21 protein-coding genes and 2 tRNA genes are annotated in these 25800 nt (G+C 31.8%); 6 read left to right on the forward strand and 17 right to left on the reverse strand.

The features are described from left to right. The first annotated feature begins 2 nt into the window (after positions 1-2). Positions 3-1484, forward strand: coding sequence for a capsule assembly Wzi family protein (locus ACFOOI_RS16890; protein ID WP_379839211.1), 1482 nt, complete (start codon positions 3-5; stop codon positions 1482-1484). A gap of 74 nt (positions 1485-1558) precedes the next feature. Continuing rightward, positions 1559-2560 carry a sugar transferase gene (locus ACFOOI_RS16895; RefSeq protein WP_379839212.1) on the forward strand — a complete coding sequence of 334 codons (1002 nt, stop codon included), beginning with the start codon at positions 1559-1561 and terminating at the stop codon, positions 2558-2560. A gap of 13 nt (positions 2561-2573) precedes the next feature. Here ACFOOI_RS16895 and ACFOOI_RS16900 read toward each other — a convergent pair whose 3' ends face one another. From ACFOOI_RS16900 to ACFOOI_RS16960, 13 genes are all read right to left on the reverse strand, one after another. Continuing rightward, positions 2574-3575 (reverse strand): NAD-dependent epimerase/dehydratase family protein, encoded by a 1002-nt coding sequence (locus ACFOOI_RS16900; protein WP_379839213.1) that lies wholly within the window; start codon positions 3573-3575, stop codon positions 2574-2576. Beyond that, on the reverse strand, positions 3575-4675 hold the full coding sequence (locus ACFOOI_RS16905) for a glycosyltransferase (protein ID WP_379839214.1): 1101 nt from the start codon (positions 4673-4675) through the stop codon (positions 3575-3577). Before ACFOOI_RS16905 ends, ACFOOI_RS16900 begins: the two co-directional genes overlap by 1 nt. A gap of 52 nt (positions 4676-4727) precedes the next feature. Continuing rightward, positions 4728-5846: a glycosyltransferase family 4 protein gene (locus tag ACFOOI_RS16910; protein ID WP_379839215.1), complete on the reverse strand. Its 1119-nt coding sequence runs from the start codon at positions 5844-5846 to the stop codon at positions 4728-4730. 21 nt (positions 5847-5867) lie between these two features. After that, on the reverse strand, positions 5868-7103 hold the full coding sequence (locus ACFOOI_RS16915; protein WP_379839216.1) for a hypothetical protein: 1236 nt from the start codon (positions 7101-7103) through the stop codon (positions 5868-5870). Beyond that, on the reverse strand, positions 7093-7920 hold the full coding sequence (locus ACFOOI_RS16920) for an FkbM family methyltransferase (RefSeq protein WP_379839217.1): 828 nt from the start codon (positions 7918-7920) through the stop codon (positions 7093-7095). The genes ACFOOI_RS16915 and ACFOOI_RS16920 overlap by 11 nt, the downstream gene beginning before the upstream one ends. A gap of 1 nt (position 7921) precedes the next feature. Further along, entirely contained in the window at positions 7922-9022 is a 1101-nt protein-coding gene (locus tag ACFOOI_RS16925; protein ID WP_379839218.1) for a glycosyltransferase family 4 protein, read from the reverse strand. Beyond that, entirely contained in the window at positions 8995-9963 is a 969-nt protein-coding gene (locus ACFOOI_RS16930) for a hypothetical protein (protein WP_379839219.1), read from the reverse strand. Before ACFOOI_RS16930 ends, ACFOOI_RS16925 begins: the two co-directional genes overlap by 28 nt. A 298-nt stretch (positions 9964-10261) precedes the next feature. Beyond that, positions 10262-11011 carry a glycosyltransferase family 2 protein gene (locus ACFOOI_RS16935; RefSeq protein ID WP_379839220.1) on the reverse strand — a complete coding sequence of 250 codons (750 nt, stop codon included), beginning with the start codon at positions 11009-11011 and terminating at the stop codon, positions 10262-10264. A 69-nt stretch (positions 11012-11080) separates the two neighbouring features. After that, complete coding sequence (locus ACFOOI_RS16940; protein WP_379839221.1) at positions 11081-12511, reverse strand: hypothetical protein; 1431 nt, start codon at positions 12509-12511, stop codon at positions 11081-11083. A 106-nt stretch (positions 12512-12617) separates the two neighbouring features. After that, the gene (locus tag ACFOOI_RS16945; RefSeq protein ID WP_379839222.1) at positions 12618-13652 is read right to left on the reverse strand and encodes a Wzz/FepE/Etk N-terminal domain-containing protein; all 1035 of its coding nucleotides are present in this window, start codon (positions 13650-13652) and stop codon (positions 12618-12620) included. A gap of 18 nt (positions 13653-13670) precedes the next feature. After that, positions 13671-15980 carry an SLBB domain-containing protein gene (locus ACFOOI_RS16950; protein WP_379839223.1) on the reverse strand — a complete coding sequence of 770 codons (2310 nt, stop codon included), beginning with the start codon at positions 15978-15980 and terminating at the stop codon, positions 13671-13673. A 142-nt stretch (positions 15981-16122) separates the two neighbouring features. After that, complete coding sequence (locus tag ACFOOI_RS16955) at positions 16123-16662, reverse strand: UpxY family transcription antiterminator (protein WP_379839224.1); 540 nt, start codon at positions 16660-16662, stop codon at positions 16123-16125. A gap of 142 nt (positions 16663-16804) precedes the next feature. Continuing rightward, positions 16805-18058, reverse strand: coding sequence for a nucleotide sugar dehydrogenase (locus ACFOOI_RS16960; RefSeq protein ID WP_379839225.1), 1254 nt, complete (start codon positions 18056-18058; stop codon positions 16805-16807). A 171-nt stretch (positions 18059-18229) separates the two neighbouring features. On the opposite strand from ACFOOI_RS16960, the gene ACFOOI_RS16965 reads away from it, so the two are divergent. Beyond that, positions 18230-18676 carry a peptidylprolyl isomerase gene (locus ACFOOI_RS16965; protein WP_379839226.1) on the forward strand — a complete coding sequence of 149 codons (447 nt, stop codon included), beginning with the start codon at positions 18230-18232 and terminating at the stop codon, positions 18674-18676. Positions 18677-18765: 89 nt separating this feature from the next. Here ACFOOI_RS16965 and ACFOOI_RS16970 read toward each other — a convergent pair whose 3' ends face one another. The 3 genes from ACFOOI_RS16970 to hisIE are packed head-to-tail and all read right to left on the reverse strand — an operon-like array spanning position 18766 to position 20137. Then, on the reverse strand, positions 18766-19152 hold the full coding sequence (locus tag ACFOOI_RS16970) for a hypothetical protein (RefSeq protein WP_379839227.1): 387 nt from the start codon (positions 19150-19152) through the stop codon (positions 18766-18768). 38 nt (positions 19153-19190) lie between these two features. Continuing rightward, positions 19191-19532, reverse strand: a complete 342-nt coding sequence (locus ACFOOI_RS16975; protein WP_379839228.1) for a phage holin family protein — start codon at positions 19530-19532, stop codon at positions 19191-19193. Next, positions 19529-20137 (reverse strand): bifunctional phosphoribosyl-AMP cyclohydrolase/phosphoribosyl-ATP diphosphatase HisIE, encoded by a 609-nt coding sequence (hisIE, locus tag ACFOOI_RS16980; protein WP_379839229.1) that lies wholly within the window; start codon positions 20135-20137, stop codon positions 19529-19531. Before hisIE ends, ACFOOI_RS16975 begins: the two co-directional genes overlap by 4 nt. 147 nt (positions 20138-20284) lie before the next feature. Here hisIE and ACFOOI_RS16985 point away from each other — a divergent pair. Beyond that, positions 20285-20357: transfer RNA gene (locus ACFOOI_RS16985), tRNA-Gly, on the forward strand. Between the two features lie 57 nt (positions 20358-20414). Next, positions 20415-20500: transfer RNA gene (locus ACFOOI_RS16990), tRNA-Leu, on the forward strand. A gap of 262 nt (positions 20501-20762) precedes the next feature. Here ACFOOI_RS16990 and ACFOOI_RS16995 read toward each other — a convergent pair. After that, positions 20763-22529: an alkaline phosphatase gene (locus ACFOOI_RS16995; protein ID WP_379839230.1), complete on the reverse strand. Its 1767-nt coding sequence runs from the start codon at positions 22527-22529 to the stop codon at positions 20763-20765. Between the two features lie 322 nt (positions 22530-22851). Between ACFOOI_RS16995 and ACFOOI_RS17000 the strand changes: the two genes are divergently transcribed. Continuing rightward, complete coding sequence (locus ACFOOI_RS17000; protein ID WP_379840229.1) at positions 22852-25797, forward strand: SusC/RagA family TonB-linked outer membrane protein; 2946 nt, start codon at positions 22852-22854, stop codon at positions 25795-25797. Positions 25798-25800 lie beyond the last annotated feature (3 nt).

A 25800-nucleotide genomic window follows, 5' to 3' on the forward strand; every position in this document is an offset into this window, starting at 1 on the left:
GTTTGAAGAAATTTATATTTTTCCTTTCTTTATTAATGTTTAGTTATACCACTTTTTCTCAAAAGTGGTACAAGAAAGCTAGGGCTTATACTGGCGTTGGCCTTGTAGTTGGGTCCGATTCCTTGGCTCCTTTTTTAATTAGAAGTAATCAATACGGTACACTTTTAAACACATCTAATTCGCTCTATTTTAATAGTGGCATAAAGAAACAATATGATAGTTTATATACCTTAAACAAAAAACTAAAAAAGTTTGATTATGGGTATGGAATAGAAGGTCATGTAAATATTGGTCGAACACAAGACTTTAGATTACCCGAAGCATATGCAAAAATCAGGTATGGCATTTTTGAGCTATATGGAGGCAGACGCAGAGAAATTCAAGGTTTGGTAGATACCCTAGGAACAATGGGCAGTTATATATGGTCGGGAAATGCTCTTCCTTTGCCTAAATTAGAAGTAAGTATAGCCAACTATACCCCAATCATTGGTAGGGGCTTAATATCAATAAAAGGGAACTTTGCTCATGGTTGGTTTGGAGATGCCGATTCCGTTAAAAACTATTGGTTACATCAAAAGAGTTTCTATGCCAGAGTAGGAAGGCCAAGTTGGAAAGTGAAATTCTATGGAGGCTTTAACCATCAAGTTCAATGGGGTGGGAGACCCGCAAAACCATTTTATGATCCTATATCTAATCAAACTATATCAAAGTTTGGGTCAGACTTTGCCACCTTCGTAAAGGTGGCTACAGGCGTAAGCTTGGCTAGTGGTGCGAATGATTGGACCAACCAAACAGGAGTTGCTGCAAATGAGGCTGGTAATCGATCGGGAAATCATTTGGGAACTGTAGATGTGGGGATGGAGATTTATTTAGCCAAAGCAAAGATATTTATATATCGTCAGAGTATTTATGAAGATGGGTCTTTGTATTATTTGACAAATATTAGCGATGGCTTAAATGGAGTTTCAATTAAATTGAATGATTCTAAAATTTTTAAAAAAATATGTGTCGAATATCTAAATACTACGTCACAAGGTGGAAATTTATTTAGTGATGTGGTTTCTGAATTAAGGGGGGTAGATAATTATTTTAATAATAGTTTATATAAAGATGCTTGGACATATAAAGGTATGGTGCTAGGAAGTCCATTTATGCAAACCAAAAATAATTACTATAAAAGAATTGGTTTAAACTATGTTGATTTATCGAAAAATATGTTTTTTAATAATAGAGTTCGGGTTTTTAAAATTGGTTTTGACTATCAGCTGAGTAATAGTATATTTATCTCAAAAATTTATTTTACTGAGAATAATGGTAGCTTTTTGACCCCTTTAAGATTTTTAAATAATCAAGTTTCTTTTTCTCAAAGAATTCAATTTGATTTGTTTAAGAACATAGTCTCAATAAATATTGCATCAGACCTGAATAATAATCTTTTTAAAAATAATATAGGGGCAAATTTAAGTGTTAAAAAAGTATTTTAGATTAACCGTATAATAATATTAAATGGGATATATAAAATTTAAAATTTAAATTTACACTTTACAAGAGCTTAGAAATGGTGAAAATACTACAAAAAGAAGATGTTTTTTTTCATTCCTTAAATGGAATTACTAGTAATAGTCAAGTATTAATAATTCTTCACTTTGATTATTTTATTAATAAAGGTGATTTGAAAATTTTAAAAAATAAGTATGAAAATATTATTCTAATTCCTATCGATGAATCGAAATCAATAACAAAAAATGCTGAGTTTATTTTCGAATTAATTGCCAAAGGAAATAAAATCACAATAGTATTCAATAGTTTTTACAAAGAATCATTTGGAGACTATTTTAATTTTGAGTTTAAAAATAATAAATTAATCTCATTTATTGAAGTTTCGAAGTTTTGTGAAAGCATGCTGAAAAAGTGTTATGTTTCCGATAATATTAATATTCATAATTCAGATATCGTTAATCTAAAATATTTTACGATATATCCAAGAATAGTAAAAAAAACAATAGATTGGATTTTCGGAATTGTAATTTATGTTATTTCTCAGCCCCTTTGGTTAATTAGTGCGATTAAAATTTATTTTGAATCTCCTGGTCCAATATTTTACATTCAATCCAGGATTGGGATAAATAATACAAACATTAGAGTTTTTAAGTTTAGGTCAATGAGAATAGATGCCGAACAAAATGGAGCACAGTTTTCAAATAAAAATGATGATAGGATTTTCCCCTTTGGAAAAATAATGAGGGCAACTAGAATAGACGAGTTACCGCAATTATTTAATATACTAAAAGGGGAACTCTCTTTGATAGGGCCAAGGCCTGAAAGAAAAGTATTCATAGAAACTTTTGAAGAACACATTCCTCACTACAATGAAAGGCATGCTATAAAGCCAGGAATTAGCGGTTACGCTCAGATAATGTATCCCTATGGAGCAGGATTGAAAGATGCAAGACACAAATTGATGTATGATCTGTATTATATTAAGAACTGGAATTTAAAATTGGAAGCAAAAATCATTTTTTTAACAATATATACAATTGTAACAAAGAAGGGTATTTGAAACAAAGTAGTCTTTAATTTTTACAATAATATTCCCGAAACCATTGGATATAAGATTTAATCCCCTCATGTATTTCTGTTACAGCTAAATAACCAAAATCGTCCCTAATTGAACTTGTATTAGCATTAGTACTTTTAGATTCCCCTTTATTCATTGAAACAAACTTTAAATTAGCTTTAATTTTTGTTTCATCCTCAATTGTTTTTATGAAATCAATAATTGAAACAGGATTACCAGAGCCAATATTATAAGTGTCCCTCAATTCAGCATTATTAGAAAAACAAATATTTAATATTCCAGTAACAATATCGTCTATATATGTAAAGTCTCTTTCTAAGTTACCATTGTTAAGAACTTTGATTACAGAACCATCTAAAATAGATTTAGTAAATATATAGGCAGCCATATCAGGCCTACCCCAAGGACCATAAACCGTAAAAAACCTTAAGCCTGTAGATTTAATACCATATAAATTAAAATATGCTTTTGCCATTAATTCATTTGTTTTCTTTGAAACGGCATATATATTTAAAAGATTATCAGTATTATCCCCCTCATGTAATCTTCTTTTCTCAATATTACTCCCATAAACACTTGAGCTGCTAGCATAAATTACATGCTTAATATTATTTTCACGTGCTAATTCAAGAATATTTAAAAATCCACCAATGTTTACTTTTATATACTCGGAAGGGTTTTCAAAACTATATCTCACACCAGCTTGAGCAGCTAAATGTATGATTTTATCTATTCTTTTTTTAGTAACGAACTTTCTTAACTCCTCTAAATTATTAATATCAATTTTACAAAAATGCAAATTCTCATATAATATAGAAGTTTCTTCTGTTATTCCTATTTGATTAAACCCGAGTTCAGAAAGCCTATCCAATTTAAGAGTAGTTGAATAATAATTATTAAGGTTATCTAAACAATAAATACTATTTTGTGTATTTCCAAGAGCTTTTGCAAGGTGAAAACCTATAAATCCTGCAGCACCCGTAATTAAAATATTCATTAACTAATATAAGTATTTTCAAATTGTTTAAAAATAATATTATTTGCAAATTCTTTCTTAGCAAGATTCCTACTAGAAGTTCCCATTTTATCCCATTTAAATTTAGACTTTAGCATATTTTTTATTGCGTTTTTAAGCTCTAGGACTGAGTGAGGTTCTACCAAAATACCATTCTGATTATTAACTGTCAAATTGCAGCCTCCTATGTTAGTTGATATAATTGGCAATCCTGTTGCTAGAGCCTCTAAACTTGACCTAGGAATGCCCTCCCTATAATATGAAGGACAAACATAAAAATCAGCTATGGCAAAATACTTTTCAATATTATTAATTTCACTTTTTAGAATTATTTTTTTAGAATTTTTATATTTTTGAAATATGCTAATTGGAATAAATCGGTTATTCTTTAATTTATGACTTCCAATAACACATAATTTAATATTAGGATAATCAAATGAAAGTTCCTCAATAGCTTCTATTAATTCTAAAATTCCTTTCTGAACTAATAATCTAGATACATATAAAATAAAGATATCATTCTCTTCAATAATAATTTCTTTTCTAATTTCAGCAATATTATACTTCCTTTTATCGAACCTAATCAAATCAACACCAGAACCTTTGATTAACTCATATTTTTTGTAAAATAAACCTTTAAACCTTAGCTCAAGTCTATCTTCCTCATTTTGAAATATAACTTTAAAACTTTTAATGATTAATATAAAATAAACTAATTTCATAAATAAAACTCTATAATATTTGCATCCTTTCTCAGAAAACAAATATCCTAATCCGGTTATATGCAATACAATCTTACTTTTTGAAAAAAAATTAACAACAACTGTTAAAACATGTAGTTCAAATTTAAATGAATGTATAATGGAGGGCTTAAAAGAGATAATAGCGTTAATAAGATTTAACAAATTATAAATTTTCGAATATTTAAAAACTAAAATCCCCTTTGTTTTTATAATATTTATTAACTCTGGATTAGTGTCTGGAATATAGGCTGCTACAGTATATCCTTTATGCTGAAGAAACTCCGCATATTTTAATCTAGAATTGCAAAACTCTTTAACATTTTTTTCTAATAATAACACTCTTAGCGAATTTCTAGGCAAAATAAATTTATTATTTGATTGTTTATTCGGATTATTTAGTAGCTATTTTAGAGTAAACTTTAAAAGTCTCTAAATACATATTTTCAATAGTAAACTTTTCCAAAAAAAGTTTTCGTGAATTATTTCCCATTTGTATTCTTAACTCTTCATTTGATAACAAATATCTAAGGGCATTTGAAAGTTCCGAAATGTTTTTTCGACCTACAAGGATACCATTATATCCAGCTATAACCTCCTCTTTAATTCCGTCTAAATTAGTTGCAATAATTGGTAAATTGAAAGACATACCCTCTAATATGGAAAGAGGCAACCCTTCCCAATTAGTAGATAACACCATTATTTTAGAGCTTTCCAAAAAGGCATGAACGTTATTTATTGCTCCAGTAAATATAATTCTATTTTCTAAATTTAGGGATACAACTAATTCTTTCATCTCATTTAATAACGGCCCGTCACCAATAAAATATGCTTCCCATTCAAAGTCTACAATATTCTTTAAAGACATAATTAAGGTAAAATAGTCTTTTTGAGGTCTAAAACCCGCAACCATAACTAATCGTTTATTTAATCCAGTTCTTACATCTTCTTTATTTATTATAGGCTCATTTCTTTTATTCAAATCATTAATACCATTGTAAATAACCTCAATTTTAGATTGATTTGCAACACCTTTCTTTATGGCATAAGATTTACTACTATGAGATACACAGATAATCTTATTTGAAATTAGACCCATTAGTCGCTCAACCTGCAAGAAAAAAAAGCGAGAGTAAGTATTTATGCCCTCCTCAAAAGACCACCCGTGAACAGTAAAAACATTAGGGATTTTATATAAAAAACAAACCAGCCTTACTAAAATTCCGGCTTTACTAGAATGAGAAGCGACTAAATCGGGTTTAAATTCTTTAAAAAGGATTATCAGTTTATAAAATGCTACTATATCATAATAAATATTAATATTTCTTTTTAAAAACTTCAACTCATAAAATGATATACCTCTTAAATCTAATTCATTTGTCATATTACCTTTCGATCCCACAATAACCAAAATTTGATGCCCATCATCTTTAAGTTTTTCTGACAAGTCTAAAACATGTTTTTGGGCACCATATAACTCATGACCCTGTGTAATAACTTGTATGATTTTCATAGTATATATAATGTAAATTATTTACATATTTATGTAAAGTTTATTAAATAAATATTTGAATCTTACGATTGTATAGTAAGATCCTAGTATTAAAGAAAGAAAAACTGATATAACTATTCCAATACTTTTAAAGAAAAAACCAAATATTAAACCTAATAAGATTATGACTATTGACATAATAATATGAGATATTAAATTAACATTAATATATCCCAATCCAATTGAACTAAAATAAGCAGGGGCTGATAATGAATTAATCATCCAACCTAAATTCAAAAGACCGAATATTATTAAAAATATATAATCGACTTTATCAAAAAAGTAAAAAGAAACAAATGGAGATGTAATAAATAAAACAACAAATGAAATCAAAGTGAATTGAAATATTCTTTTTGAAATATTCAGATACTCTTTACGGAAAAAGAATTTATCTCTGGCAGCAATAGGCCCAAGATATTGAACCGAAGAAACAAGAAGATTTCTAACCAATAGAATAAACTTATTGCTAATTTCATAATAAGATAGGCCTTCAATATTTCCAAAATAATTTAGAAAATATTTAATTGTAGGTTCGAAGAAAAAATTTAAAAATGAAATTATTTGACTTTTTCCTCCATATCTAAGAAATAAAACGATATAAGTTTTTCTAATAAAGTTTTTATTGTATGAAATTTCTTTTGAAAAATAAAAAAGAAGGGTTAGAATGACTGTATTTTGAATAATAGTGGCCCATAGTAAACCATAAATTCCATTATCTTTTAAAAAAATAAAATACACTAATATTAAAATTATGTTTCCTAGTATTTGAATATAATTTCTAGTATAAATTTTATTTTTACTATCAAGGTATGAATAGAAACACGAATTGATGGCTAATAATAGAATTAAAAAGAAATTAAATTTTAAGCAAATTTTTAATAAACTAAAGTTTACTATATTATATATTGAACTGAATAAATAAAAACTTAAAGACCCAATGATCAAATAGGTTATAATAGCAAACACAACAGAAAAAGATATGCCCATCATGAATAGTTTGCCTACATTTAAAGAATCTAATTTAGGTACATACTTAATGAAAACCGCATTCATATTTGAAGCAGATATATTAGCAATATTAGTAAATGATGAGATTGTTATCCACACAGAAAAGACATATAGCGGATTACTAGAAAGTATTATTTTATATAAAATAAATATTGAAGCCCCATTGACCAATACTTGGAGTACCGAACTACTTATGTTTTTATTTTTCAAATTTATCTTTTAACATTTTGATATGATTGCCTTTTAAGCAGATTATTTCAGAACCATTATAAGTCTCTAAATCAAACTGCTTCAAAAAAAAATTTTCTAAAATAAATAATTGATATGAATAACCGTTTAATATTTCTTGGTAAGATTCTATAGAGTGGCCAAAACCATAATTTGAATTTTTATTAAACTCACATAAAATAATGGGACCATTTTCATGAGATAACAAATCTCCTCCGCCTTCTAGTACTAGGAGTTCAGCACCTTCAGTATCAATTTTAATTACATCTATTTTAGATATGTTATTTTCTTTGCAATAATTATTAATTGTAGTTGATTTAATTTTGATAACCTCTCTAATCTTTTGAAGAGGCTTTTCTCCAATAGAATTATATGCATCATCTTCGCACAAATTAAACAACAATTCACCAGTGGAAGATGAAACTCCCATTTGGTTTACTTTAACGTTTTTGAATTTATTAAGATTAATATTTTGAGTCAATTTAGAATACGCATTTGGGGCAGGTTCAAATGAATGTACAAATCCAGAATTTTCCATCTTTTGTAACGCAATTAATGAATACAAACCTATATTTGCTCCAATATCAAATACGATCATATTTTTTTCAATGATTGAATTGAAAAAAAACTGCGAGTCAAGTTCAAAATAATCCAAATATATTTCTCTGTCAACTTGATTCTTTAAATTCAAATTCATTGCAAAGCCAAATTTAGTAAGATAATTTTGTTCCTTCGAAACAAAAAACAAACCAAATTCCTTAACTTTTCTAATGACAAATTTTGTTAATTTTCGAAACATTTTATTTTTGATTTAATATTATTTTTAGATTGTTTATTATTTCTTGTGGATAGTCTTTCGTTTTTGAAAAGCTATCAATAGAATTACATGAGATGAGATTAAAGAGTGCAGGATTTTTAATTATACTCTCAAATTTTAAAAAATTTTCTTCTAAAAAGATGTTTTGATTTTTAATTTTGAAATGTATGGCATTACTTAAATCTTTAGTATAGTTCGCTATTTCACCTACTGGAGTAACTATACATACGAGACCATTTTGCATTGCTTCAACAACTGACAATGCCTGGCCTTCGTATTTACTAAGTTGGATAAAGAAACTATAATCTTTAAGCTTATCATTTAATTCTTCGGAGTTCAAACATCCACCATAATGAGCAGAAGAAAAATTCAATTCATTACAAATTTTAAGCAATTTATTCAATGTATTATCTTCATCAGGTCCGAAAAAATCAAAAACTATTTTTCTACCTAATCTTTTTTCCAAATAACTTAAGAATCTAATAGATAAATCGATTTGTTTTACCGGATGTAGTCTTCCGTAAAAGATAAATTTAATTGTGTTATTTAAATTTAAAGTTTTTGGTTTAAGTTTACTAGATGTTGCTTTAATTACCATTGGAACAATAATACATTCAAATTTAGCATTTTTTAGGTTAATCGAATCCTTAGATGCTTGAGAGTCAGCAAAAACAAAGTCAACAAGTTTAAAAGAAATAAGATGAATTACACTATCTAAAAAGTGTTTATATTTAGAACTGTGTTTAAAAATTATCCATTTTGTTTTTTTATTAAATAGCCTATAAAGTAATCCAATAAAAACTGATCGCCATAATGAGGTAATAATAATTTCAGGTTTTTCTTTATTTAAATAAATTAATATTTTAATAATATTGATAAAATCTAACGGAAAATTACCAGTAAATAACTTAACGTTCTTTTTAAGAAAATTAACATCAAAGGTGATACTAGGATTTATTTTATCAATTACTAAAATTTCATAATTTAAACTATTCCTAATTAATTCATTGCCTGAAAACACTGCGTTTTCAACACCTCCAATTTTAAGGGAATGTATTATATGTATAGTTTTCTTTGGTCCCATCTAGCAATTAAATTAATTAAAGCTGCTACTATCCAAATCCACGGATAATAGTAATTACCGATAAATAGATAATGAACAATGCCTGACAATAAACTGATTAATAATGAATTTCTCAATGCTAAATTTTTTATTCGAAAATTATTAATAACGGTTAAAACGAAAAACATAATAAAGAAAAACAAGCCGAATACTCCTGTCTCAAATAAAAGAACAAAATACAAACCTATTACTGGGTCGATTAAGTTAGTATCGTAAGCTGCTGGACCAAATCCGAAAAATATATTAATTAAATTTGCATCTTTAATAATTTCTAAAGCATTTTCAATTCGGTAACTTCTATCATATCCAGAAGTAGTAGAATTAACTTTATCAACTGTAAGAGTTTGAAAAATCTCAATTAGGCTAAAATCTAATTCTAGAATTAAATATTTATTAAAAAAAATATAAGATAGAAACAAAAAAAATAAACCAAAAATTATTGTAATGCCAAATTTGAAATTTATAGCCCTAATTTTTTTTATCGAATATATAATAAAAAACATTAAACAAAATGTTCCGAAAATAACGATTCCTGCACTACTAAAAGTTAAAATAAAACAAACTATGAAAAGTAAAACATATAAATTTTTTAATGTTTGGGGAATCTTAGAAAAATCTGAGTAAAATAGGTAATAAAAAGTTATGGGAAAAAGGAGTTCCAAATAGAAAGCATAATGTCCAGATTCCTCTACAAAGGATCTCACTCTAATAAACTTACCCAAAAAAAATGGTGAATAATCTTCTACTATAGGCCTTGGTATTAACTCATCAAAACTAAAATTAAGGGTGTTTTTTAATACAAATTCAGAAAAACCAAATATTAAAGAAACTAATACTCCTATACTTACAAAAACAAGGAATTTTTTAAAAGAAATGTTATTGGGAAATATACAAATTTCCATGCCTTTTTTTACACCTAGATATAAAACTATAATAGTGAAAAAATATGCAAAAATGTGATTATAAGGTTTATTCGACCTAAAGCTATTATGATTTAAAAAAAAACTTACTAAAACACATATTAAAAATAATATTAAAAAAACATCCTCGAAATAAAACGAAACTTTTTTTTTTTTGACTTTAAGTATAATCAAAATAAAAAACATAATAACCGGTAAAACAATAGGAGCCGAAACAGTCCACGTTATCGAAAAAGCACTTGTAAGAGGTAAGACCAACAAAAATGCAAAAAACAAAAACCTATAGATTAACATATTGAATTAACTTATAATATAACCAGATTCTAATAAAAAGAAAAGACCGTACAATAAAATTGGTTTTATATAAGTCATTTGACTTTAAAATTAATTTTCTCTCATTATTTATTTTCCCTGATGATGTTATGCTTTCAGAATGGCTTCTAAAAACTGTTACTGTTATTTGTAAAAATTTCGATTCATACGTTTTAGCCAAATTTAATATGTAATCAAAGTCTGAGGCATATAAATATTTTAGATTATATATATGTTTTTGTGCAATTTTTTTACTAATAAATAGTGCAGGATGCGGAATGAAAGTACCATGGCGAGAATGTAAAATTTCTGAATATGAACATTGAAATGTATTTCTTTTACTAACTGTATTTCCTTTTAGTATACTTAAATTTCCGTAATAGAATTCAAAGCCAAGATTCTTTTGTATTAGATTTACAATTTCTGAAATTACATAACAATTTACTAAAAAATCGTCCGAATTTAATATTAGTACAAAGTCCCCTGTAGCAATTTTTAAACCTTTATTAATTGCATCGTACATACTTTTGTCTTTTTCAGAAATAACATTAGAGATGTTAGCTTTATATTGATTTATTATTGAAAGAGTACTGTCACTTGATTTACCGTCTATTACAATATACTCAATATTATTATAGGTTTGATTAACTACAGACTCAATAGTATCTTTTATATACCTTTCTCCATTATATACAACTGTTATTATACTAATCTTCATTTAAAATCTAAAAAATAAAGCTGCGGAAATGTTTTCCACAGCTTTAAATTATAAAATACATATTTATGATTATTTTTTCAATAATTCAATTTCCTTTTTTAGTTCTATAACATAAAGAGTTAATTCTTCAATTTTTTCCATTAACATCTTACTAGTTTTAGCCAAATCTAAACCTGATTTAACTAAATCGTCGGCAGAAGGAACATTTGGAAGATGCTTATTTTTTAAAATGAACTCTTCTACTTGATTCAAAGGCAAAAGATTATAATCTTTTTCAAAAACATAATCAGCCCAATCAGTCGCAGACGATTTTAAAGCTACCTTAACTTTTTCTGTTAAAATTCCATCTTGCACTATTAATCTGTAGCCAGTTGGTGTTGGCATTGGTGTGATTGCATCAAAATCTCCCACTGCTAAAAAACCTGTGGTTTTAGAATTCACTTTCAAAGTACTCGAAGAAAAATCACCTTTTATTAGAGGATTTGTTACATCGGAGTTTGAAATATAAAGTTTATCACTTCCAGTCTCATTATATCCTGCTCTTAATCCGATTAAAACGTTATTTGAACCTAGCACATTTTGACCTGCATTCCTACCTATTGCAACGTTGCCGCTTCCAGAAATTGTATTATATAAAGCTCCGTCACCAATAGCAACGTTCCTGTTTCCAGTTGTTGCACTTTTCATTGACTCATAACCTATTACAACATTTCCATCGCCAGTTGTATTATTCCCTAACGAAAAACCTCCAACTGCAGTGTTATAACTTCCGGTGGTATTTAAATTCATTGAATTATACCCCATAGCCAAATTAAAAGTTGCAGTAGTACTATTCTGTAAAGCCAATCCTCCCAGACCAACATTCCCGCTTCCTGTGGTATTTGAAAATAGTGATTGAGTTCCAATCGCCACATTATATTGTCCTGTACTAGTAGATCTCATCGCAGATCCACCCAATGCTACATTGTACGAACCAGAAGTTGCACTATTCAAGGCCTGATTCCCCATTGCTAAGTTATTTACTGCGGTTGTTAACGCTATTCCCGCTTGATATCCAAATAATGTATTCCCATTACCAAAATCAATAAATCCTGATCTTTGATTATTGACTCTAAATGCTAAAGAAGCACCATCTGTTGTTCCTAGGAAATTGGAGGAAGGATTCGTTCCAGCATCTCCAGTTTTTGACCAATTTGCAACGTCTAAAGTTACTGACTTAGCCTCTCCTTCAGTGAGGGCTCTATTCCATTTCTTTCCATCAAATGAATATTCTCCAGGAGTTCCATCTGTTTGATAAATCTTAAGTCCTATGGCTGGGTTTAAGATAGCATCTCTATCAGAGATACTCATTCTAGGAATCAATAGACCTTTGCTGCTTGATGATAAATCTAAAATTGCAGAATTGTCCGGTTTTACTGTGCCAATTCCTACACTCCCATTTTGGGCAATAGCACCAACTGATAACCCTGCTAATAATAAGGATAAAATTTTCGTTTTCATATTTTTGTAAATTTAATGTCTAAAATGTTTATCAAATATATCCTATATTTATTCCCAAATATATTTTTTTGATGAAATTTTATTAAATGGTGTTTAATGCTAAATGTTAATTGTAAATAAATTTACTGTAGTTTTTCTTTATTAATGCAGATGTTAAAACGCTAATTAACATTCCTGCAAATAAAAATAATGCTATTATTATTGCTTTTTTAGGCTCACTTTTTAAATTAGGTACAATAGGAGGTTCCAATACTTGAATCACTGGGGTTTCTTGTTGCATTTGAAGTTTGGCTTCTTCATATTTTTGTAAAAGTGTATTATAAAAAGAAGAGGATATTTTGTATTCGGATTCAATTCTTTCTCTTTGTAAGTCAGCCGATTGAAGTCTAAGTGCTCCTAATGGCATTTGGTCAGTATAGGTAGCTTTTTTGCTTTGGGTATTGTAATACTTGCCTTTGGCAGAAGATAATCTTTCGGCAAGGAAGTCTAAATCTCTTTTTTGTTTTTCTGTCCTATAGTTTATAATATAATCGGTTAAATATTTCATACTGAATGAAGCAATATTTGCCGCAATAACGGGATCTGGCATTTTTACCGATATGCCAATTACTCCAGTTTTTTTATCATATGAACAAATTATGCGTTTTTTTAGATCGGAAATATTTTTTTCCGTTTGTCTATTTAAAGCTATATAGTTTTTACTCTTTGGGAAGTTCAGCTTTTGGTCTTCTTTTTTTATTTTACCGTCAATAATTTCTTTCAGGTAATATTCGCTAAAAACCCATTCTTTATTCTTTTTGTCATTAAACTTTTCTGTTAAAAGTTGTAGAAAAAAATCTGTACTCTTTAATACATCTGGATATAAATCAGGTCTGATGGCATCTACGCCACCAGATGAGGAACCCAAATCAATTCCCGCTAAAGCCGCCAAGCCTGCGTATTGACCTAGGCCACTGTTTTTTCCTGATGCTTCTGGTAGTATTTTGCCTTCTGAAACAAATTCCTCTTTAAGGCTGAATGCATAAAAAGCTCCTAAGGCAGTAAATAGTGTTATTATAGCTAAAATTATCCATTTCTCTTTTTTCAGGACTTTGAAAAATTCTTTAATGTCAATTCTGATAATATCTGATTCTTGCTCCATTTATTTTACTTAAATAGTTTAAGGTATAACTCTTAAAACGATTGAGATTAAAACCGTTGAAATTGAAATAACTGCCGAACTAACTGATATTCGTTCTGCTGCTGTCCATCTTTGTTTTTTATAGATTGGAACAATTATTTCTGAACCATTTTCAATCTTTGGATAAGATTTGATGCCTAAAAAGCTTTTAGTATTGTTAAGTTTTCCATTTCCATACTTTACGTATATTTTTTTTACGTAGGCGGAGTCATTTGTGCCTCCTGCGTAGTTTAAGTATTTTTTCAGACTTAATCCTTCTTGGTAAGGTACTGTAATCGGATTATAGACATTGCCAGAAATAGTTACGGTTTCTTTTCTTCGTGGAATTTCAAGGACATCACCTGGTTCCAACAATAAGTTTTGAACATTGCTTTTGTCAATTTCTATTTTCTTTAAGTCCAGTCCCATTTGTATTCCTCCACGAACAAATTTGGCACTCGCCAAGTCCGCTAAACTTTTTACACCGCCCGCTTTTTCTAATAGGTCAGATATCCTTTCCTTCTTATCATTTAGAGCATAGGGGCCAGGGTAATTTATTTCACCTGTTATTGTAACTATTTTTTGAGTTTCGTAGCGTGCAAGCTTTCTTATATAAACCCTATCAAACGGCTGCAGTTTTGTTTCTTTGTCTTTAGGTAGAATTCCAAGTTTTGGGTCAATGTTTATTTTTAATATTTCAATATTTTGTTCGCTATCACCTTCATCCATGTTTATTCTTCTTGCTATCTCTATTCTAGATGGGTTTGCACCGTATTTCAATCCACCGGTAAGCAAAATAGCATCTGAGACTGTAAGGTTTTCTGTAAAAGGGATAAGCGAAGGTGTGTTTATTTCACCATCTACCTGAACGGTCATTTTTTCTCTTGTTTCATCAATAGACTTAATCTCTAATACATCATTTTTTTTCAACAATACATTTGATTTTTCATTGGGTAAATCATTTAAATTTAATGATATAATCTCAGTATCCCCATTAGCAGATTCTCTTCTTAAAAATGCTCTTTCTTTAAATGCAGTAGGCTTCAATCCTTCGGCTTGATTAATCAGTTGACTGATTCTCATCCCTTCCACTAATTCAAAATCACCATTTTTATATGCAGCTCCAGAGATGGAGACTTTGTTTTCATATTTTTCTAATAAAGAGTCCACCGTAATCATATCACCTTTTTCTAGAATAAAACTATTTAGTAGGTCTTTCGATACAGTAAGTATCTTTTTCTCAGTAAGTGTTGCTCTATTAATCCTGACTGACTTTGTATAGGCCATTTCATTGAAACCTCCGGCGTACTTTAGGGCATTGGCAAGTGTTTCGGATTGTTTGATTTCATATATTTTTGGATTTCTAACGGCACCATTAATTATTACCCTTTTGTCTACATATGGAATCATTACTACGTCTTGGTCTAGCAGTGATATGTCGTCTTTTAAATCTCCATGTAGTAAAAAGTCATACAAGTCTAAAGTTTTTATTTTTCTACCTTTTCTAAAAACCTCAACAGCCCTCATGGAGCCTATATCTGTAGGGCCACCTGCTGCATATAACAGGTTGAAAGTTGTGGCTAGGGAAGGAACTGTATATGTTCCTGGAAAAACAGCTTCTCCGATTACGGTAACTGAAATACTTCGAATTTTTGTTAGCGAAACATCTGCATTTAGCCCTTTGCTACCCAGACCGCCAAAAATTGATTTTAATCGTTGCGTTATTTTAGTTTTTGCTTGTTCCAAGGTTTGACCTGCCACAAATATTGGGCTTAGATTTTCAATTTTTATAGTACCATCTGGACTAACTTTAGATTCGTAGTGAGCATATGCATAGCCTGTAATGTCAATACTTATTTCATCATTGGTACCCAGTATATAATTTTTAGGAGTAGCAATATTTAGATTGGGCTCAAAATTTAATGTTTGATTATTGAAGATATTTAACCCAAAAATCTTGGATCTCCTTTCTTCTGCAGCCTTGTCTACCACACTCTCATTTCTAGTTTTATTTGATGAAATTATTTGAGTAGAATCTACACTTCTTGAGACTAACTGTGAGTTAGTGTTTGTAGTATTTTTAGGAGATTGAATTTTGTTGATTCTATCTTTAAACTTTGAAATGTCACTTGCTGTATACCCTTTTGTAGCAGCTATTGAAATTATCTGCTCTTCAGACATTCCGCTTTCTTGTGCTTTTTGTAAAAATGAAATAATTTCTTTGTCTGACATATCATCTACTGACTGTGCTGCAGTTGTAAATGAAATTATTAGAAAAAAGGAAAGAAGAATATAAGTTTTGGTAAGCATTCTTTTTGAAAGGTAGAAATTATCTAAGTGTCTTAATATAAAGTAATTGCGAAAATGTATTAATTCAAGCCTATTTAAAGCTTCGCCCTCTCAGTCCCAATTTTTGAGACCTACTGAAGGTGTTTGTGTTGAAAGTAAAGTTTTAAATTTTACTTAAAATTGTTTCTTCTAAACTGCAGATTACTCGTAAGCCTAGGCTGTTAATTTGCAAAATTAGGGAATTTCCGTTTTGTTTTACTATTTGAGCATTTCTATTTTTAAGAATTCCAGATTGGATTTGAACAATTTCGTCTTGTTTAAACTGCTGTAAGTGAAATTCTTTATTTATATTTTTTTCAATCCAATTTTTTATTTCTGTCATTTCTATGTCAGGAACTATAGCTGGTGATCCGCACCAATATAGATACCTCACCACCCCTGGTGTTTCTAAAACTTCTCTGTAATTGGATTGTGAAACTTTAACGAAGCAATATGATCTGAATATTGGAGTTTCAATTTTCTTAATTCGGTCCGACCAAACTTTTTGTTCGATTTTGATTGGGCAGTATGCTTCAAGCCCTTTGGAAGCTAATAATTGAGCTACTTTTTTCTCGTGTTTGGCTTTTGTGTATATCACATGCCAAGCGGTGGTTTGGGTTTTTACAGTGTTTTTTTCTAATAGGGGATCTTTGAAAACGGACATTTTTTATAATTCAGGATTCTTGATTTGCAAATATAAGCTTTAGTTCTTTAATGAGATATTTTAATAGGCTATTTTGATTTTAAGGTAAATCAAAACCCGTAGTTTTTATACTTTGGTTTAGGACTTTGCTTTTGATTAAAAGTTACAATGAAATATAAGTTTTATCAGAAATCGTGTTCTTTAAATTTTTATTTTTTGTCAAATTGAATAAAATTCCCGTTTGGTTTAAGTGAAAATCGATATTTATGCTTTCAAAAACAGTATGGTTAACGGCAAAAATAATCAAGTCATACTTGCCATTTGGGTTTAGGATGAACTTCTTGTTTTTTTGTATCGCAACTGGGTCAAATATTTCAGCATCAATTTGATACTCTGAAAACTCGTCTCCTATTTCGCTTACTTTCGTGTTTCTGGTGTCTCCTACATTTTCTTTGAATGTATATCCTAAAATCAAAACTCGGGCCTTTTTTAAATCTATTTTATTTTTCATCATAGACTTAATACTTTTTTCTACTACATGCTTGGCCATGCCATCGTTAATGGATCTGCCAGCTCCGATTAGTTTTGGGTAAAAGCCAATTTGCTCTGCTTTGTGCAATAGATAGTACGGATCAACGCCAATACAATGCCCGCCGACTAAGCCAGGATGAAAATTTAAGAAGTTCCATTTGGTGGATGCTGCATCTAATACGGCTTGTGTGTTAATATCAAGCTTGTCAAATAGGAGAGAGAGTTCATTCATAAAAGATATGTTTACATCTCTCTGGCAATTCTCAATTATTTTTGCTGCCTCGGCTACTTTTATACTGGGGGCTTTGTGTGTTTCAACTTCTAAAATGGATTTATATAGTTCGTTAATGTATTCGGCTGCTTCTGAGGTGGAACCCGAGGTTATTTTTCGGATTTTCTTTAAGGTATTTACTTTATCTCCTGGATTTACTCTTTCGGGAGAATAGCCTACAGTAAAGTCGCGATTAAAAATCAAGTTTGAATATTGCTCAAGAATAGGGACGCAAATATCTTCGGTACAACCCGGGAAGACTGTACTTTCGTAGATCACAATATCGTTTGGCTTTAAAAGTTGGCCAATTTTGGTAGAAATGTTTTCTAAATGACTTAGGTCTGGCTTTTGGAATTTGTCTATCGGAGTTGGTACTGTTATTATATAAATACTTCTTTTATTAGAATTTGGCAGTTTAGTGCTAAATTCTAGCAGATTTGCTTTTTTTATTTCATCAGCGGTAAGCTGATTGTTACGATCAATCCTATTTTTTAAATCTTCTATCCGGTTTGAATCAACATCATACCCATATGTATAGTATTTTTCGCCAAAAGCTACCGCCAATGGTAACCCTACATAGCCCAATCCGCAAATAATTACTTGAATGTCATTCATTTTGAGATTCTTAATTTTTTAAATTCAAAGTTAGGTAATAAGTGTCTTTAGCCAAGAAATACACTAAAAAGTATTTGTGGTGCTAAAATTAAGAATGCCGAAACCTAAATCCTCATTTTTTGTTACCAATGAGTATTATGCTTAATTTTGCACAAAAAACTAAATATAGATATGAGAAAAGCAGAAATGGTTACCGATAAAGGAACAATGGTAATTGAATTTTATGATACGGATGCTCCGATAGCAGTTCAGAATTTCATTGATTTATCGAAAAAAGGATTTTACGATGGGTTAAAATTCCACAGAGTTATCCCTAATTTCATGGTTCAAGGTGGCGATCCAGACGGTACTGGCGGTGGTGGTCCTGGTTATAGCATTAAATGTGAGTTGACAGGAGAACTTCAGTATCACGATAGGGGAGTGCTTTCTATGGCTCACCGAGGTAGAGATACAGGTGGTTCGCAATTTTTTATCTGTCACAACCGAACCAATACGCAACATCTTGATAGAAATCATACATGTTTTGGTAAAGTTGTAGAAGGCATTGATATTGTAGATGAAATTCGTCAAGGAGATAAAATTCAAAAGATTACAATTATCGAAGAAGAAGTAGCTTAAGTTTTTTAAAAATAAATGCCCCGAATATTTGAATCATAATTCTTGTATTCGGGGCATTTTTATGTTGTTGTCAAGAAAAGTTAAAAGTTTTATTGAGGATTCCCTTTCTGAAAAAGTACTTCTTTGGTTAATGAAACAGAGTTTAAGTAAATAACCATCGCCTCCGATGTGGTCGGATTTTGAATAAACTCACACTGTGGGCCTTTTTCTAAAAAATAGATAAATACCTTTTGGTTTTTCTTGTCTAAAATTTGGTAGTCATATCTTCCCAGTGTTTGAATAATCTGGTTTTCTGAAGCTCCCAATAAAAGGTCTTTTTGCTTTTTAAGGGTTTCGAATTGGGTAATTCTATAATTGTTACAACCTCCTCTATCCTTTTTGAATGCATCGCTATCAAAGCCAGGGATTTCAACTGGGCTATAAGAAGAACAGCTATTTAAAAGCAATAAAAATATGAATGCGAAACTGATTCTCATGAGTTTTTTTTAAGAAAACGTTTTTTGAAATAGAAGGTTTATTTTTTCTGAAAAACTCCTACTAAACTATTTACGATAGAAAGAATAAAGCTAAAAATTAAGGGAGGTAAAAAACCAGTCACCTCAAATCCTGCAATTAGGTAATCACAGATATAAACCATTACTACGGTTATAACTAAAGAAAATAAGCCTAAAGTCATGATAGTAATCGGTATCGCGATGATATTTAAAACGGGCTTTACGAAGCCATTTAAAATTGACATAGCAAGTGCTACAATTATGCTGGTTTGCAGGCCATCCACATATATGTCTTTTAAATAATTTGGAATAACCATCACGGCTAAGCCGCAGATTAAGAGTCTAACGATGTAATTTGTCATTTGGCTTGGTGTCTTTGTATTAAAACTTCTAAAACTTCGTCTAACGTATAATCCTTCGCTTCTATTAATACCAAATAGTGATACAGTAAGTCAGCTGCTTCTCCAAGGAAAAGGTCCTTGTTGTCGTCTTTGGCTTCAATTACTATTTCCACAGCCTCTTCGCCTACTTTTTGTGCGACTTTATTAATCCCTTTCTTAAACAGTGACGCCGTGTATGAAGTGTCAGTAGGGTTATTTTTTCGGTCTTTTATGATTTTAGTCAAATGATCAATAAACATTACTTTGCCGGTATTGCTTTCTTGCCAGCAAGTGTCGTCACCTGTGTGGCAGGTTGGGCCATCTGGAGTGGCTTTGATTAATATAGAGTCGCCGTCGCAGTCAATTTTGTAGTCGACAAGGTTAAGGTAGTTTTCTGTAGTTTCGCCTTTAGTCCAAAGTCTTTGCTTGGATCTACTAAAGAAAGTTACTTTTTTTGTGGCGATGGTATGGTCAAAGGCTTCCTGATTCATGTAGCCTTGCATTAAAACTTTGCCAGTAATTGGGTCTTGGATGATGGCCGGGAGTAATCCGTCGGAATTTTTTAAAAAATTTGGTATTCTATTCATTCGATGTAAATAATTGAGCAAAAATACGATAGCCTTCTGAAATTACCGACAGAATAAAAATTTAAATTATTTTTTTAAAATACGCTTGACAAATATAAAAACTCCTATTATCTTTGCACCCACATTAAACGACAGAGTTTAATAAACGCGAAAGTAGCTCAGTTGGTAGAGCGTAACCTTGCCAAGGTTAAGGTCGCGGGTTCGAGACCCGTCTTTCGCTCTGAAGTCAAAAGTTCCACTCTAAGTGGAGCTTTTTTTTTCAAAGGGGATATCACCCGCCGGGGTGGTGGAACTGGTAGACACGCAGGACTTAAAATCCTGTGAGCCTTATCGCTCGTACGGGTTCGATTCCCGTCCCCGGTACAAAAGAAAGGTCTTGAGACATTGTTTCGAGGCCTTTTTTTATGGAAAATAGGTTTGTTGATTTTTGAAATTTTTGAAAACTTGCGGTTTTTTATATCTTAACTTATTGAAAATAAGAAGTTTGTAAACTTAAAAGTAAACTAGCCACTCAAAAAGGAAGCATTGATTTTTTTTCTTTTAAAAAAAACAAGCTGAATCATTTTAAAACCTCGAAAAGTAAGATTTTTAATAATTTGTCCCAATTTAGGCACAGTTATTTTAATTATTTCCTTCCGAAATATTCTAAAATTTTATCAAAAATAGCGGTGTTTTCATAAATGCCACCGAAGTTTTCGGAGCCCTTGCCGTACGCAAACAAAGGAACTGGGATGCCGCTGTGGTCATTTGAATGAAATTGGATTTCTATTCCATCTTTATATCCATGGGGCAAAACCACACCTCCTGTTTCGTGGTCTGCCGTTATAACCAACAATGTACCCGGATTTAGATCCACATATCGCATCACTTGGCCTATGGTTTTGTCAAACTCAATAACCTCTGCTGCTAACTCTTTGGCTTTGTTGTCATGACCGGCTCCATCTATGTGCCCATTTTCTATCATTAGCATAAAGCCGTTTTCTTTTTTTGAAAGATATTCTAAGGCTGTGTTTGTCGCTTTTTCTAAATAGTTTTCTCTGCCTTGGTTTACGTATGGCAGGCTATTATCAATTACGAAAATTCCGATTTCTGATTTGGTTTGGGGAAGTTGAACTGGTATCTCGTCTAATATCAGCCGTGACTTCCATTCAAAATTTTTGAATTTACTTTTTCCTGCACCAATAAATATATCAATTTCTGAATTCACTAATTGCTCAGCGAGTTTTTGTGAGCTGTCGCGGTCTGCCACATGTCCGTAAAATGCCGAAGGTGTAGCTCCGGTCATTTGGTCGGTGGTGATTATGCCTGTTGAAATATTTTTCTTCTTCAATAAATTAAATATACTCGGAATCACTTTCTCGTTTTCATCTATTCCAATGTATCTATTTTTCGTTTTTTGACCTGAAGCCATCGCTGTACCGCCTGCAGCGGAGTCTGTAGTGAAGTCGTCTTTTGACTGCGTTTTTACCAAACCAATAGTTTTTATTTTTGTGATATTTAGTGGTGTTAGGCTGCTGTACATACCTGATGCCCATTGTGCTAAACCATTTCCATCGCCTATCATCAATATTACAGCTGGCTTTTTAGTGCTTTTTTGCCATGTTTTTGTTTCGGCCTGGGTAGTAGAAAATGACTTTACGAGGCCATCTTCTATAGTTTTGAGGTATGAAACGCATTCAAAAGGTTGGTCGGTGTTTATGTAGTCAATACCTAACTGCGACAAGCTAAACCAGGCGGTTTTAGAGTCGGGAGTAGCCCAAAATCTTATTTTTTTGTTTTTGGAATGAGCCAAACTAACGGCTTCTTTTATTTTATTTTCATCGGCTTCGGTCAATCGGCCTTTGCCATTCCATCTGCTATATTTATAAAAAGGCACACTCACCAAGGCTACCTTGCTCATGTCATTGGGCCAAGTATCTAAGGTTTGGTAATCGAAATTTATAAACGAAGGGTAGTTTTCGTACTGCTCAGGCTTGGGTCTGTTGCCTGAAATAACAAAACTGATTTTTTTAGTTGGCAAATTTCCATTTATCAGTTCTGGATATTTTTCAATTTGGCTTTGCAATACCGCCAAAGTAGCAACAGCCTCGGTTTTTAGATCAATTAAAATTTGAAGGTTAAAATTTGTATACTTGTCAGATGTGGCGATAATATGCAATGGTTTTAAATATAGATTCTCAAAGTTATTCTGGGCATTTATCCCTTTTACATCGTGCGAAACCATCAAGTCGTTATTATACAAGATTACATCTGCTTCTATGGATGTACATCCAGCCGAAAATGCTTTCCAAAACGGCACATTTTGTTCATAGTCATTGTGAGAATGAACCTCATTTTGAGCGAAAGCGACCGAATAAAAAGCACTAAACAAAAAAACTAAAAACTTACGCATACTACTATAATATAATGATTTGGGATACTATTCTATGTCAAAAAGCTATTTGACCTAAAACTAATGAAAGATTTTTAACCGACTACAGCTATTTGTATTATTAAATAATGAAAATAAAAATGGCGGGAAAATACATATCTAAGGTTCGGTTTCTATTTAGTAATTGTTATGTAATAATTAAGAATTTCGGTTTTGGGTTAATTCTTCGTTAAGCTTGTTTTTTGGGTCTGCTTGGCCATAGGTCTCGCTCTATTTTTGCGAAATCATAAAACCAAAAATCATTTTAACAATGCTTAAACATTTATTCAAAGTTGTTTTTTCGATGATTTGTGTGCTCAGCTTTGGGTTAGGTGAAGCAAAAGCAGTACATGCAAACATCGAGATTTCAGGTACAATCACAGAGGCGGGTACTACCCAGGCACTAATAGGCTGTTCGGTGGCAGAAAAAGGGACTACTAACGGAGTATTTACGGACGCAGATGGGAATTTTAAAATCAGAGTAAAAGACGAATTGGCCATTTTGGTGGTGACTTTTATAGGTTTTGAAACAAAGGAAATTTTAGTCGGAAGTAATCGAAACATTAATTTGTCTTTGAGTCCAACTGCCGCTAGTTTAAATGAGTTAGTGGTGATTGGCTACGGAAGCACTAGCTCAAAAGACGTGACGGGCTCAGTAAAATCTATAAAGTCAGAAAGCTTTAATAAGGGAATTATAAACTCACCTGAGCAGCTGCTACAGGGAAAAGTAGCCGGGGTAAATATTACGGCGGCAAGTGGTGAGCCAGGTTCTCCATTGAATATCAACGTCCGTGGGCCAGGTGGTATTCGGTCTGGAAGTACGCCATTGTTTGTAATAGATGGTTTTGCTCTTGATAACTCCGGAAGTGGTGGAGCTTTAAATCCACTTACGTTTCTAAATCCCGAAGACATAGCGGCCATTGATGTGCTTAAAGATGCATCTGCTACCGCTATTTATGGTGCAAGAGGTGCTAATGGCGTGATTTTAATCACCACCAAAAAAGGAAAATCTGGGACTTCTAACTTAAACTATACCACCTCTGTGGGTATTTCTACCATCGCCAGACCTATTGAAGTTTTTTCGGGAGATGAGTTTCGGGCTGAACTGAAAGAACTAAAGGTAGATTTTGTAGATGGTGGAGCTAACACTGACTGGCAAAAGGAAATTACGAGGCAAGCGGTTACCCAAAACCACAACCTGTCGTTGAGTGGAGGAAGTAATAAGTTGACGTATTTTGGTTCTTTTGGTGTACAAATGCAGCAAGGAATTCTAAAAGGAAGCGAGCTAAATAGATATAATGCTCGGGTTAATTTGAATCAAAAACTGTGGGAAGACAGGTTAAGTATTGACGTTAACTTAAGTGCTGCCAATACTAAAAATGAACGTCCGCCCATACAGTCTATGATCGGTGGTGCCTTGGTGGCAAATCCAACTTATAAAGCTTACGATGTTACGGGTAAACCAGCTGTTTATAAAGACGGAACTAATCCACTTTTGACGCTTGACTTACAAGATGATGTGACGAGTACCAATCGTATTTTAGGAAATATTAGTCCATCGCTGACGCTCTTCAAAGGCTTGGTTTATAAATTAAACTTTGGAATAGATTATACAAATACGCAAAGAGATTTGCAGACCTTGCCATTTGCTGAGCCTTTGCAGTTAGGTAGTTACGAAAACGTAAATACTAACAATACCAACAGACTTATTGAGAATTATTTGACCTATTCTTTTCAGCGAAACAAAATAAGTGCAACAGCTTTGGCTGGCCATTCGTATCAAAGAATTTACTTGCAAGGCAGAGGCTTTAGTATCAATAAATTCCCTCAAAATGGTATAGATCCTATGTATAATCCTGGTTTAGGTCAGGACCTTACTTTGGCCAACAACAAGCCAACAGGTTATGCGGTCATAAATGAGCTTCAATCGTATTTTTCAAGGGTTAATTTCCAATATGCAGACAAGTATTTGGCTACTGCCACAGTCAGAATAGACGGCTCATCTAAATTTGGGGCAAATAACAAATACGGAGTTTTTCCATCGTTTTCATTTGGTTGGAGATTGTCTGAAGAAGAATTTCTTAAAAATTCAGCTTTTAGCGACCTAAAACTGAGAGCAGGTTGGGGTTTAACGGGTAATCAAGAGATTCCTTCTAAAATCACCCAAGCTTTGTTTACTTCTACGGTAAATTCTACTTCGAGTTATCCGCTTACACAAAGCGACGTTTACCCAGCCGGAACTACATATTCACGTTTGGCCAATCCTAATATTCAGTGGGAAGTTTCTTCTCAGGCAGACTTTGGATTAGACTTTAGTTTGTTTTCTGGTAGCCTTTCGGGAGCCGTAGATTATTTTAACAAGGTTTCAAAAGATATTTTGCTTGAGGTGATACCCGCTGACCCGGTTCAGCCTGCGGGCACTTATTGGACAAACGTGGCCGATATGAGAATCAAAAACCAAGGCTTAGAATTGGATTTAAATTATCGTAAAAATGTAAGCAATAAGTTTAGCTACGAAATAGGAGGTAATATTACCTTTATTAAAAACAAGGTAACTAACTCGCCTTATTCTGTAATTCCATCAGGTTCAGCTTCGGGTTCGGGTCTTACTTCGGCTACCATAAATGGCTATTTAAACAATCAGCCCATCGGAACATTTTTCTTGAAAGAATTTATAGGTTTTGATGACAAAGGAATTTCAAAATACAAAGATACTGACGGCGATGGCATTGAAGGCGATAACGACAGAATTGCCGCCGGCACCTCACTGCCAAACAGAATATTTAACTTAAACGGTACGGTTCACTTCAGTGGTTTTGACTTTACTGCGAATTTTAATGGTGTGTCGGGAAACAAAGTGTATGACAACACAGCAAATGCGAATTTTTATAAACTTAGACTATCAAAAGGGCTAAACACAACTGCCGAGGCGGTTATGTACCCTGAAGAATCATTGAGTAATTCGGCTCCAATATCAACCCGATTCTTAAAAGACGGGGCGTTTTTTAGACTAAACAATGCGGTGCTAGGGTATAATGTAGATACTAAAAAATTGAAAATCAGCAAGTATGTACCTACGTTAAGACTTTCGGTAACGGGTCAAAACCTATTCTTGATTTCGAAATATAATGGATATGATCCTGACGTAAATACAGATAGGTCAATAAACGGAGTCTTGTCTTATGGAATTGATTATTTGACGTATCCAAAAGCCAAGTCGTTTATTTTCGGATTAAATGTTGGACTTTAAAAA

The organism is Lacihabitans lacunae, assembly GCF_042649125.1.
Lineage (GTDB): Bacteria > Bacteroidota > Bacteroidia > Cytophagales > Spirosomataceae > Leadbetterella > Leadbetterella lacunae.